12 protein-coding genes are annotated in these 12,715 nt (G+C 35.6%); 8 read left to right on the top strand and 4 right to left on the bottom strand.

Annotated features, from left to right (window positions below):
• Nucleotides 1-22: 22 nt before the first annotated feature.
• From OPU68_RS13560 to OPU68_RS13550, 3 genes are all read right to left on the bottom strand, one after another.
• Nucleotides 23-877 carry a nucleoside phosphorylase gene (locus tag OPU68_RS13560; RefSeq protein ID WP_498474529.1) on the bottom strand — a complete coding sequence of 285 codons (855 nt, stop codon included), beginning with the start codon at nucleotides 875-877 and terminating at the stop codon, nucleotides 23-25.
• A 143-nt stretch (nucleotides 878-1,020) separates the two neighbouring features.
• On the bottom strand, nucleotides 1,021-2,187 hold the full coding sequence (locus tag OPU68_RS13555) for a BaiN/RdsA family NAD(P)/FAD-dependent oxidoreductase (RefSeq protein WP_498474528.1): 1,167 nt from the start codon (nucleotides 2,185-2,187) through the stop codon (nucleotides 1,021-1,023).
• Between the two features lie 85 nt (nucleotides 2,188-2,272).
• A complete protein-coding gene (locus tag OPU68_RS13550; RefSeq protein ID WP_498474527.1) occupies nucleotides 2,273-2,605 on the bottom strand; it encodes a translation initiation factor in 333 nt (110 codons plus the stop codon).
• A gap of 190 nt (nucleotides 2,606-2,795) precedes the next feature.
• Here OPU68_RS13550 and OPU68_RS13545 point away from each other — a divergent pair, with 190 nt between their 5' ends.
• From OPU68_RS13545 to OPU68_RS13510, 8 genes are all read left to right on the top strand, one after another.
• Complete coding sequence (locus OPU68_RS13545; protein WP_498474526.1) at nucleotides 2,796-3,683, top strand: hypothetical protein; 888 nt, start codon at nucleotides 2,796-2,798, stop codon at nucleotides 3,681-3,683.
• 89 nt (nucleotides 3,684-3,772) lie between these two features.
• Nucleotides 3,773-5,299 carry a 2,3-bisphosphoglycerate-independent phosphoglycerate mutase gene (gpmI, locus tag OPU68_RS13540; RefSeq protein WP_498474525.1) on the top strand — a complete coding sequence of 509 codons (1,527 nt, stop codon included), beginning with the start codon at nucleotides 3,773-3,775 and terminating at the stop codon, nucleotides 5,297-5,299.
• 124 nt (nucleotides 5,300-5,423) lie between these two features.
• Nucleotides 5,424-6,899, top strand: a complete 1,476-nt coding sequence (locus OPU68_RS13535; protein ID WP_498474524.1) for a helix-turn-helix domain-containing protein — start codon at nucleotides 5,424-5,426, stop codon at nucleotides 6,897-6,899.
• A gap of 135 nt (nucleotides 6,900-7,034) precedes the next feature.
• Complete coding sequence (locus OPU68_RS13530; protein WP_498474523.1) at nucleotides 7,035-8,414, top strand: T9SS type A sorting domain-containing protein; 1,380 nt, start codon at nucleotides 7,035-7,037, stop codon at nucleotides 8,412-8,414.
• Between the two features lie 133 nt (nucleotides 8,415-8,547).
• Entirely contained in the window at nucleotides 8,548-9,525 is a 978-nt protein-coding gene (locus OPU68_RS13525; protein ID WP_498474522.1) for an acyl-ACP desaturase, read from the top strand.
• Between the two features lie 156 nt (nucleotides 9,526-9,681).
• The gene (locus tag OPU68_RS13520; protein WP_498474616.1) at nucleotides 9,682-10,113 is read left to right on the top strand and encodes a BT0820 family HAD-type phosphatase; all 432 of its coding nucleotides are present in this window, start codon (nucleotides 9,682-9,684) and stop codon (nucleotides 10,111-10,113) included.
• A 92-nt stretch (nucleotides 10,114-10,205) separates the two neighbouring features.
• Nucleotides 10,206-11,015, top strand: coding sequence for a type I methionyl aminopeptidase (map, locus tag OPU68_RS13515; protein ID WP_498474521.1), 810 nt, complete (start codon nucleotides 10,206-10,208; stop codon nucleotides 11,013-11,015).
• A 3-nt stretch (nucleotides 11,016-11,018) separates the two neighbouring features.
• Entirely contained in the window at nucleotides 11,019-11,786 is a 768-nt protein-coding gene (locus OPU68_RS13510) for a class I SAM-dependent methyltransferase (protein ID WP_498474520.1), read from the top strand.
• 17 nt (nucleotides 11,787-11,803) lie between these two features.
• Here OPU68_RS13510 and OPU68_RS13505 read toward each other — a convergent pair whose 3' ends face one another.
• On the bottom strand, nucleotides 11,804-12,643 hold the full coding sequence (locus tag OPU68_RS13505; RefSeq protein WP_498474519.1) for a DUF4886 domain-containing protein: 840 nt from the start codon (nucleotides 12,641-12,643) through the stop codon (nucleotides 11,804-11,806).
• Nucleotides 12,644-12,715: the final 72 nt, after the last annotated feature.

Genomic DNA, 12,715 nt, shown 5'->3' with positions numbered 1-12,715 from the left:
TCTAAAGTTTAAACTCTGATTTCTATTTAATAATCCTTTCCAGAACCCATTCGATCATCATTTTTTCTGATGCGTGGTGGTCACTTGCAAACTCGCCTCGTCTTCTGTTGGCGATGACACAGTTTACGGTCAAGGCTTTGTGGCCTAATAATTTTGATAAGGCATAGATTGCAGAAGTCTCCATTTCGAAGTTGGAAACGCCAAGGTCATTCAATGTTTCAAGGAATTGATCGTCTAATGCTTTTAATCTCAACTGACGGCCTTGAGGTGCGTAAAATCCAGGAAAAGTTGCAGTGTTTCCTTTGTATTTTGCATCAGCATAATAATCCGAAATATCCTTTGCCCAATCTGAAAAGTATAACATTGGTTTGATTTTCTCATAAGGGAATTTCGCCATAAAATTCTTACTGAACTCATTTTCAAAAGCATAATCCTGATAGAAATGCAAAAGTCCGTCAAGGCCAACTACGTTTTCTGTCACCAACATATTATTAACTTCGATGTCAGGATTCACACTTCCGCAAGTTCCCATTCGGAAAAGTTCCAAAGCTTTATGTTCTGTTTTGAATTCCTTTTCTTTCAGATCAATATTCACCAAAGCATCAAGCTCGTTCATCACGATATCAATGTTCTCTGTCCCGATTCCTGTTGACATTACTGTGATCCTTTCGCCTCGCAAAGTTCCTGTGTGCGTGTAGAATTCTCTTTTATTCTTTTTTACATCAATGGTGTCAAAATATTTCGAAACTTTCGGAACTCTGTCCGGATCGCCTACCAATAATACTTTGTCTGCAAGATCTTCGGGAAGAAGATTAAGGTGATAAACACTTCCGTCATCGTTTAGAACCAGTTCAGAAGCTGCTAATTTGTTGATCATATTTTTGATTTATAATTTAAAAGATTAAAAAATTAATGATTAAAAGGTGCACTAATTTTTGAAATTAAAAAGGTCTTAAAGTTAACAAAATTCTCCATCCGCAAAAGGATCGAAGCTATTTAATTTTTGAAATAATTAAAATTTCAGGAATTGGCAATCTGATTTGCTACCCAATTTCCCGTACTGAAACAAGCCTGCAAAAGATAACCGCCAGTTGGTGCTTCCCAATCTATCATTTCTCCGGCGCAGAAAACATTAGGAAAATCTTTTAGTTCAAGTTTTTGATTTAAAGCTGAGAATGAAACGCCACCCGAAGTCGAAATCACTTCGTCGATTGGTCGGAAACTTAGAACTTCTATCGGGAATTTCTTGATTAATTTGGATAAGATTTCTATGTTCGTGTAACTTTCTTTGTCTAATGTTTTCAGAAGGTTGAGCGCAGTTGTGGAGAGTTTTAATTTCCGTTTCAAAACCTGACTTATCTTTTCAGTTCCGTTTAATTTTTCGAAGATTTCTGTTTCTGAGAGATTTGGTTTTAAGTCAATATATAAGGTTAGAGGAAAGTAGTGTTTTCTTGTAAATCGATTCAGATAATAAATTGGACTTCCTTCTATGCCATATTTTGTGAAAACCACTTCACCGATTTTTTCATTTCGCTCGAAAGAAACTTTGATATTTTTCAGATATTGACCTTGTAGTTGATGAAATTTTGAATCCGTATCGTAACCGGAATTTGCTGATTCTAAGGGCGTGATTTCAATGTTTTTTGATTTTAAAATTTCAATCCATTTTGCATCAGAACCTGTCTTTTTCCAGGAACCGCCACCTATCGCCAGGATTAATTTTGAATATTCAACATTAATTTCTTTCTCTTTATTTTTAATCGAAACAGAATTCTCATCAAAATCCATAAAAGTATGTTCGTAATGAATGATGACGCCAAGTTTTTCTAATCTATCCAGCCAAGTTTTTAAAACCTGAATCGGCTTGAAATTCTTCGTCGGAAAAATCTTCCCCGAACTTCCGACATAAGTTGTAATTCCCAAGTCAGAAAGCCAATCCACAACTTTTTTATTATCGAAACTTTTTACAATATCTCTAATTTCCAGCGCATCATATTTTTCGATAAAAGATTCTAATTCTTCACTATGCGTCAGATTGAAACCGCCATTTCCAGCGACTAGGAATTTTCTTCCTGCAGCTTTGTTTTGCTCGAAGATTTGAACTTTGAAGCCTTTCTCGGCAAGGATTTGTGCAGCCATCAGTCCTGCAGGACCAGCGCCAATAATGACCACTTGATTCTCAGTCATTTGTTTCTAAAATATATTCTGTTATTTCCTAAGAAACCAGAAGTTAAATCATTCATCATTTATAATTAACCATTAATAATTATTCTCATCCTCCAACGCGCTTTGTTTTGTAGCCCATTTCTTTTAGGATGGTCATTATTTTGTCGCGGTTGTCGCCTTGGATCATGATGAAGCCGTCTTTTTCCGAGCCACCGATGCCGAGTTTTGTTTTGATTTTTTTGGAGATTTCTTTCAGGCCTTCGTCGTCGCCTTCCCAGCCTTCTATGATGGTTACGGGTTTTCCGTTTCTGCCTTTCTTCTCGAATTTGCAAACGAGCGGTTCTTTCTGTTTAAAGTTTTCTTTTTCTTCATCCGGCATTTCAAAATCCTGCTCTTCGTGCCCGGGAAAAAGGTTTTTCAGTTGGTCTCTCAAGTCCATTATGTCAATTTAAATAAGGGTTTTAAAGGTAGTGATATTTATTATTCTGGGAAAGATGTGGTGGGGGATTGTGTTTTGGTTTTTATTTTAATGTTTTTTTAATTGATTACGGAAAACCGTAAATAATACGATGATGATTGTTTTATATTTGAGGAATTAATAATATTGAATATAGTACAAATCTCTACAAATGAATAAAAAATTATTATTACTTTTTTTAATGTCAATCACTTTGTTTTCTTGTAAGAAGGATTATAGATATGTTGAAAAAATTGAAAAAGAAAGAATACTTGGGGGATTTGATCGGGAAGAAAAAGAAGTGCAAATTCAATCTGAAAATGATACATTAGCTTATTTAGAGGCTTTCAAAAAATTTGCGATTTCTCAAAAAGTGGAATTGGAGATGAAAAAATCGCTAGGGTCTTCGTCATCCACACCAATAAGTTTTAATGTTTATGATGATAAAGGGAATGATATTACTTATATCGATTTTCCTAATAAAGAAAAAAGAGAAAATGAAATTATGAAAAGCATTCTTTCTTTAAGTACTTCGTTTTCAAAACCTACAGTTTCTATGAACAAAAACAAAATTGATTCTGTAAAAATCAGAGAACTAAAAGCATATTTTAAACAGAAAAAAGATGAGTTTTCACCTGAAGGAAAAACTTGGATAAAACCAAAATCTTCGCCGGCATACACAAATCAAAATGGAATTTATTGTTATTTTCAAACTGAGAATAATACTCCAAGTAATTTAAGATTTAGAGTTCAATACTATTCTGATGAATGGTTGTTTTTTGATAAAATTCAATTTTCAATTGATGGAAAAGCCTATGAATATATTCCATTAAATACAGAAACTGATTCTGGAGATGGAGGATATATTTGGGAATGGTTTGATGAAAATGTTTCAACAAATAACGATAAAGAATTATTAAAAGCATTAGCAAATGCAAAATCTGCTAAGATGAAGTTTATCGGAAGACAATATTACGATATAAGGAATATTTCCAAGGAGCAATTAAACGGGATAAAAAGAACAATTGAGTATTATAAAGCTTTGGGTGGAAACTTTTAAAAATTTCTTAATTATTAAAAAACACCCACCAAAATTCCCCATTCCCCATTCCATTTCGTAAATTTGTATAAACAAAATAAGAAATCAAAATGTCAAAAAAAGCAATCCTTGCAATATTAGACGGCTGGGGAATCGGTCTTAATGACGAAGTTTCCGCTCTCAAACAAGCCAAAACGCCTTTTATAGATTACGCCCTTCAAACTTTTCCAAGCACAACCCTCGAAGCTAGTGGTTTGGCCGTTGGTCTTCCCGCCGGGCAAATGGGAAATTCCGAAGTTGGACATATGAATCTTGGTGCTGGTAGGGTAGTTTACCAAAATTTGGTAAGACTGAATATGGCGGTGGAAACAGGAAGTCTTGGCAGAGAAAAAGTAATCCAGGACGCTTTCGAATACGCAAAAGCAAACAATAAAAAAGTACATTTCATCGGCTTGGTTTCCAACGGTGGTGTGCATTCTCACATCAATCACCTAAAAGGTTTATTGACTGCCGCTCACGAATATGGACTGAATGAAAATGTCTTCGTTCACGCTTTCACAGACGGTAGAGATTGTGACCCAAAATCCGGAAAAGGTTTCATCGAGGAGCTTTTGGCACATATGAAAACTACAACGGGAAAACTGGCGTCGGTGATCGGTCGTTATTATGCAATGGACAGAGACAAGCGTTGGGAACGTGTGAAATTGGCTTATGACCTTTTGGTAAACGGCGTTGGAAAAGAAAGTAAAGATTTTGCACAGTCGATTCAGGATTCTTATAATGAGGATGTAACGGATGAATTTATCCAGCCAATTGTTGCGATTCAGAATCATTTTCCGATTGCAAAAATTGAGGATCACGATGTGGTAATTTCTTTCAACTTCCGTACAGACAGAGGCCGCGAAATCACAGAAGTGCTTTCTCAGCAAGACTTCCCGGAATACGGAATGAAAAAACTGGATCTTTATTATGTGACTTTAACGAACTATGATAAATCTTTCCACAACGTAAAAGTTGTTTTCGATGAGAGTGTTCTTGAGAAAACTATGGGCGAAGTTCTGGAAGCTGCAGGAAAATCTCAGATCAGAATTGCTGAAACTGAAAAATATCCGCACGTTACCTTCTTCTTCTCAGGCGGTCGCGAGGCAGAATTTGTTCAGGAAAGAAGATTGCTTTGCCCAAGTCCAAAAGACGTTGCAACCTACGATCTGAAACCGGAAATGTCTGCTTACGATCTTACAAATGCCATCGTTCCGGAACTGGAAAAAGAATCAGCAGATTTCATCGTTCTGAATTTTGCAAATACAGATATGGTAGGTCACACTGGTGTTTTTTCAGCAGCGGTAAAAGCGGCGGAAGTTGTAGATTCTTGTATCAAAAAAGTAGCTGAAACGGCTTACGAGCATGGTTATGCGGTTTTCATTCTTGCAGATCACGGTAATTCTGATATTATGATCAATCCAAACGGAACGCCTAACACGCAACACACTACGAACTTAGTTCCGTTCATCGTGATGGACAAAGACCACACCTGGAATCTGACACCAGGAAAACTGGGCGACGTTGCTCCAACCATCCTGAAAGTAATGGGCGTAGATATTCCTGAAGAAATGACTGGGAATGTTTTAGCGAATTAAAATAAATCAATAATAAAATAGAAAGTCGGTTTTTAAAGCCGGCTTTTTTTGTGGTTTTAAGTGGTGATTATTTGCTTAATTTTGTTAATGATTAAAATCAACCAATTTATTTAAGTCAAAATCTATGCGCAGGCTACTCATTATATTTATCATGCTTTTTGCTGTGCAGATTTCTGCTCAGAATAAGAGTGATAATGTAGAAACGGCGAAGGAAAAAGAAAGCAAAGCCCTTATGGAACTGGCGGTTGAATATTTTAAAAAGAACGATTTTAAAAAATCAACACAACTGTTGTTCCAGGCAAAAGATCTTGCGGAGGAAAGTAATAATCATGGACTGACGGCTAAGATCTACGGTTCACTTGCTCATCAATATATGCAATTGAATCTGGATGATAATGCGAAAAAATATCTAGACAAAGCCATAGAACAGATCAATCAAATGCCGGAAGGCGATGAGAAAAAATTGTTCAAAGGTCTGTCTTATCTGGATTTAGGGAATATAACTTTCGATGAGAAGAAATTTGCTGATGCCAATCTTTATTACAAAAAATCCCTGAAGGAATTTCAGTCGGCAAAATCAGCAAAAAATATTCCTGTCTATCATTACAGACGTTCTTTGTATAACATTGGTAACTCATTTATTTACATTAATAAAACAGATTCTGCGGAACTATTTCTTAACAAAGCTTTAATCATAAAAGATGATGAGAACAAAGAACTTAATTTTTTTATAACCAATTCTTTATCTCAGATTTACACTCAAAAAGGTTTGTATCAGCGTGCTATAGATTCTTTGACGCATATTATTAATAATAAAAATCTGAATAATGTCCGCCTGGAGTCCGATATTTATTTTGCACTTTCTCAGAATTATAAAAAGATTGGAAACTTTGATAAATCCATTTTTTACAATGACAAATATGTAAAGCTGGATAGTGCGAATAAGGAGAAAGAGTTCAAAGCGATCAATTCTGCAATGAATGAGGAGCAGAAGGATTACAAAGCCGAAATTTCGGATGCCGACAGTAATACGAAAATCATTGCTTTTATAAGTATTTTGTTTATCACTGCATTTTTGCTTTTTATCTTTTACCTCTTGTACAAACGGAAAAAGGAAAGGTCGACTTTTGAATTGGTTATTAATAATTTAAAAAACGATCAGACAAAAATTATTACGGAAAATGCTGCAGAAAAACCTGAAATTAAAACAGAAAGAATTGCAGTTCCAGAATTAGCAGAAAAAGAACTACTTGTCAAACTTTCAAAATTCGAAGAGTCGGGAAAATTCACAAATCCGAAACTTAATATTTCCAATCTTGCGGTTGCTTTGAAGACCAATACAAGTTATCTTTCGGATGTTATCAATCATAGCAAAGGAAAAAATTTCAACACTTATATTAATGAGCTTCGCATTGCTTACATCTGTGAAAAGATTTATAACAACAGAGAATATCTCAATTATAAAATCAGCTATCTGGCAGAAGAAAGTGGCTTCACATCGCATAGCGCTTTTACCACAGTTTTCAAAAATATAACCGGAATTTCGCCTTCAGCATTTTTGCGGGAAGCTTCAAAAAAGTTTGCATCTACAAAAGATTAATTTATTTTTAATCAATTGATATTTAGAATTTTATGTTGCATTTAAGTTTTCAAAATCACGGATTTTGAAAGGCATTTCCTTTGATTCTGTAATTCTTTGCTATAGTTTAGCATCAAATAAATTTAATAGATTGATATGAGAAAAAAATTATTATTTGGATTTGTGTTGTCCGGTTTGTTTGGGTTTGCACAAAGCAACTGTAATTATGCGGCGGGATCAGAACGCACATCAAACGGTGAAAACATTACAACAGGCGGTGGTTTTGAGTACAGTGCTGCAACGGATTTTGATGTGGCTGCCAGAAAGGTATTGAAAGCACAAAAATTAAGCTTCAATGTTTTGAAAGGCAATGCCAATGTGAGTTCTGTAAATGTTAACATTTTGAAAGAGTTCCAGGGAATGCCGGGAGAGATTCTTCACACTTTTGTGAATTTGGTTCCCGTTTCTCAGACGCTGGATTATGTAACGACTGAGGAAAATCTTAGTGCTTACAAAATCACTGTCAATTTTCCTGAAAGTTTTGACCTTCCAAAAGGCAAATATTTTGTGCAGATTCAGGCAAAAAATGTTGATGCTTCGCCTGTATTCTGGGAAATTACAAAACAGGAGACTACCAAAGTTGGAAGATTTGATTTTACAAAGATGGATTCAGAACCTTGGTTTGGTGGCTTTTCTTATTATGATCACGTTTTCGAGATATCGGGAAATTGCAATGATACCAGCGAACCGGAACCAGAGGTTGGAACGGCTTTTAGTCAGGGCAACGTAGGAAATAACTATGAAACAGGTGGTACAACTGTAGCCAGAAGTTTGGCAGATGATTTCATTGTTCCGGACAACCAGAAATTTACTTTTACAAAATTCAAAATGTCAACTTTACAAATTGGAAACATTAAAAGTGCAACCATTAACGTAAGATCTTCCGTAGATGATGCACCGGGAGAAGTTCTTTATTCATTCGAAAATGTGGGTCCAAAAACTGAAAATTTCTACGGTTATCATACGGTACAGGGTTATCCGTTGGATGTCGTAGCAGTAGATTTAGAATTTGAATGGGCTCAGCCTGTAGAGTTGTTGCCTGGTAAATATTTTATCGAGGTAGTTGCTACGCCACAGCCTTTTACAGATTATCAGCGTTGGGAAGCTACGTCTCAGCCGGGAACCGGAGGGTTTTCCTACACATCTTATGATGGCGGCGAATCTTGGGAAATGAATGATGGATACAATTTTGTTTTTAATGTTTCCGGATTTACAAAACCATATTTGGCGGTTGATGATGTTAAAAATAATAGCATCTCAGTTTATCCAAATCCAGTTTCTGATGTGATGATCATCAATTCAAATAAAGCCATTACAAAAGTTTCAGTTTATAATTCTGTTGGGCAGCTTGTCAAAACTTCGGACAAACTACAGGATTCTAAATTGAATGTTTCAGAACTTTCTCAGGGGGTTTATTTTGTAAATGCAATGCTTGAAAATGGCGAAACGAAGACCTTTAAAATAATTAAGAAGTAATTTAGTTAATTTATATTGTAATAAAACCTGATCTCATCTTTTTGGATCAGGTTTTGTTTATATAAAAGTTCAAGTCTTTCAAAACCAATAATTGGTTTTGTCGTATATTTGAACACTTAAAATAATTTAGTTAATGCACGAAAAAGAGTTACAGATAGAAGTTATGAGATCGATGGAAGGTAATATGGACGAGTTCATCGCTTCATACCTCACACCCATCGAGAAAATTTGGCAGCCTTCGGATTTCCTTCCGGACAGTTCTAGCGACAATTTCAAATATGAGATCGAGGAATTGCAGACGTTTGCCAGAGAAATGCCTTATGACCTTTTTGTAACATTAATAGGTGATTGCATTACAGAAGAAGCATTACCAACTTACGAATCTTGGTTGATGAACCTGGATGGCGTAAACCAGGAAAAAAACACAGGCTGGACCAAATGGATCAGAGCCTGGACCGCAGAAGAAAACCGTCATGGTGATCTTTTAGGGAAATATCTTTACCTCTGTGGCCGCGTGAATATGCGCGAAATGGAAATCACAACACAACATTTAATCAGTGACGGTTTTGATATCGGAACCAGTTCAGATCCTTATAAAAATTTCGTTTATACAAGTTTCCAGGAAACAGCAACCAATATTTCCCACAGAAGAGTAGGGACTTTGGCAAAACAATCCGGGAACAAAAAACTGGCGCAGATGTGCGGTGTCATCGCAGCAGACGAAGCCAGACACGCCAAAGCATACAAAGATTTCTCAGCCAGAATTTTCGAAATGGACGCCAGCGGAATGATGCTCGCATTTGAAGATATGATGAAGAGGAAAATCGTGATGCCTGCCCATTTATTAAGAGAATCAGGACAAAAAGCCGGGGAACTTTGGGAACATTTTTCCGATGCAGCACAGAGAGTGATGGTTTATACAGCGCAGGATTACATCAATATTCTCTCAGATCTTTTGGACGAATGGAAAATCGATCAAATGAAAAATCTTAACGATCAAGCCGAAAGAGCCAGAGATTATCTGATGAAATTACCAAACAGATTGCAACGGATCTCAGACAGAATCAAAACTCCGGAACTGCCTTACAGTTTCAAATGGGTTAAAAGTTAAATATCAATGCGCTGAAATGGCGCATTTTTTTGTGATATTGATTTGAAATATAGATTTAATTTTTAATTCGAAAAATCTAATATCTAACTTCTATTTAAAATAGAATTTATATAATTCGTATATTTGCACACTTATTTTACAATAAAATACATAATGATAAAAAGTAACAAAAAGCTGGCGATCGATTTTGACGGAACTATTGTTGACGATGCTTACCCGGGAATTGGGAAGACCAAAACATTTGCTTTTGAAACGCTTAAAAAACTTCAGGGCGAAGGTTACCGTCTGATTCTTTGGACTTACCGTCACGGAAAAACGCTGGAGGAAGCTGTAGAATTCTGCCGCAAAAATGGAATTGAATTCTATGCAGTAAACTCAAGTTTCGAAGGCGAAGTTTTCGATCACGAAACGCAGTCCAGAAAAATAGATGCAGACCTTTTCATAGATGACAGAAATCTTGGCGGATTCCCGGGTTGGGGAGAAATCTATCAGATTATCAATGAAAAAATAGAATTCCAGGTTGCCGGAGGAGAGGTTCATGCTTACTCCAAAATGAAAAAAGAAAAGAAAAAAGGCCTTTTTTGGTAAAACTTTTTCGTACAAAGTAAAATGTATTAAGTACAAAGTATTGTATTAAAAAATACATTGTACATTTTACATCATACATTAATACAATTTAAATGATTCAACTCAAAACAATAGAGGAGCTTCGCCTGATGAAGCAAAGTGCACGATTGGTTTCCCAGACATTGGGAATGTTGGCAAAGGAAATAAAACCTGGTATCAACACTTTATCTTTAGACAAATTAGCGCACGAATTCATAAAAGATCACGGTGCAGAACCTGCATTTTTAGGTTACGGCGGTTTTCCGGCCTCGCTTTGTATATCCCCGAATGATCAGGTTGTTCACGGATTTCCAAATACGGATATTCTGAAAGACGGTGATGTTCTTTCCGTGGATTGCGGCGTTTTCTGGAACGGATTCGTTGGTGACCATGCTTATACTTTTGAAGTGGGGGAAGTTTCTGCTGAAAACAAAAAATTATTGAGAGTTGCAAAAGAATCTTTGTACAAAGGCATCGAGCAATGTATCAGAGGAAAACGTGTTGGCGATATTTCCAACGCAATCCAGAAACATTGTGAAAAAGAAGGTTATGGCGTTGTCCGCGAGTTAGTTGGACACGGTGTTGGTAGAAAAATGCATGAAGATCCGCAAGTTCCAAACTATGGAAAATCAGGAAGCGGAAAAGTCCTGAAAGATGGAATATGTCTTGCAATCGAACCGATGATCAATCTCGGAACTGAAAAAGTTAAATTCCATAATGATGGCTGGACAGTAACAACTTTGGACAATAAAACGTCCGCACATTTCGAACACGATGTGTGCATTATCAACGGAAAACCGGTCTTGCTTTCCACTTACGATTATATTTACGAAGCTTTGGGAATCAAATCTGACGAGGAAAAAGCATTTCAGCTGGATTTTTAATTAATGAAAAAGTTTACTAAGTTTCTACTCAATAAAATCCCACGGCCAATGCTTATTAATCTGAGCATTTTTTTGCGTCCGTTGATTGTCTTATTTTTTAAGGGTAATAATTTTACCGATCCTATCGATGGAAAATCTTACCGTAAATTTTTACCTTACGGCTACGGAAAACAACGTGCAAATGCGCTTTCTCCGGGAACTTTATCATTGGAAAGACACCGCCAAATGTGGCTTTATCTACAAAATGAAACAGATTTTTTTACTGCAAAATTAAAAGTTCTTCATATTGCTCCGGAGCAGGAATTTCTTAGGAAATTCAAGAAAATGAAAAATCTGGATTACACTTCGGCCGACCTTTTTTCGCCGATTGTGGATGTAAGGGCAGATATTCTTGATTTACCTTTCAAGGATAATAATTACGATGTCATCATTTGCAATCACGTTTTGGAACACATTATTGACGACAGAAAAGCGATGTCCGAGCTTTATCGCGTGATGAGACCAAATGGCTGGGGAATTGTGCAGGTTCCTATGAAAAATTCCCTTGAGACGACTTACGAAGATTTCACAATCACAGATCCGAAAGAACGCCAAAAGCATTTTGGTCAGTATGATCACGTTCGTTGGTACGGAATGGATTATTTTGACCGTTTGAAAAGTGTTGGTTTCGAAGCTGACGCAAATTTCTATTCCCAAAAATTATCAGATGCAGAGATCAGCAGATTTGGCTTGAACAAGAATGAGATTCTTCCTGTTGTGAGGAAAAATTAGGTTTGTGATCAATAATTTTACTCATCGACAATATATTTTAATAATTTCGCTTTTTCTGGCTCTATTTCTTCAGTGTAAATTAAATCAGTTGCTTTTTTGTTAGTGAGCATTTTATAAAATATACAAGCGTTTAAAAAAGAACCATATTTACTAGGATGGCTGTCATCATCATAGAGTTCTATTTCTGGATATTTTGTCAGGATTTCAAAAAATTTGTTTCCGTTATCTGATTTTCTAATGTTGTTTTCCCTTGCAAGTATTTCGTATGACTGATTGATAATCATTAATTCTTGTTTCAAATTTTTCACAACTGGTGAACAGCATTTAGACTTTTCTATAGACTTATCAATAATTATTGCAGGATAGCAATACTCTTTGGGATATTCGCTTTTAGAAGGCCAGGTATTGAAAAGTATGAATTTACATCTGGGATTTGCAACTAATTTTTTTATATAAGAAATCGCTTTATTGATTTTAAACTCACGATTTTCGGGTATCAAAACAGTTACTGAACCTGTTTGTAAAATGATAATATCCCATTTTTTCTCTGCAATTTTTTTTTCGGTTTCAGTTTTTTCACCATCATTTTTTTTTCTTGTACTGATTTCGTTTTCGGTGTTTGAGGTTATAATTTCTGACAAATGCCCATTTAGAGGCATCCCGGGAAACGTACTTTGATCAATTTTAATATTAGAATTAGTTTCATTTAGCATTTCCTGAAGAGTCTGTGGCATGTTGTGAAAATAGGTCATACTGTTTCCAATGAATAAAACATTGATTTCATTTTCTGTGTTTTTGTTCTGAGACTTATAATTTGATAAAATTAATGTTATGAATATTAGTATAATGATTTTCATAAGCAGATTTTATGTTCGAGAATTTTTATGATTGTCAAATTTAATAAAAATTCAAAATGTTTTATTTAAATA

The sequence above is a fragment of the Chryseobacterium sp. TB1-D10 genome, from assembly GCF_059803555.1.
The sequence above is the reverse complement of the archived record's forward strand: the minus strand, read 5'-3'. Positions and strand labels throughout refer to the sequence as shown.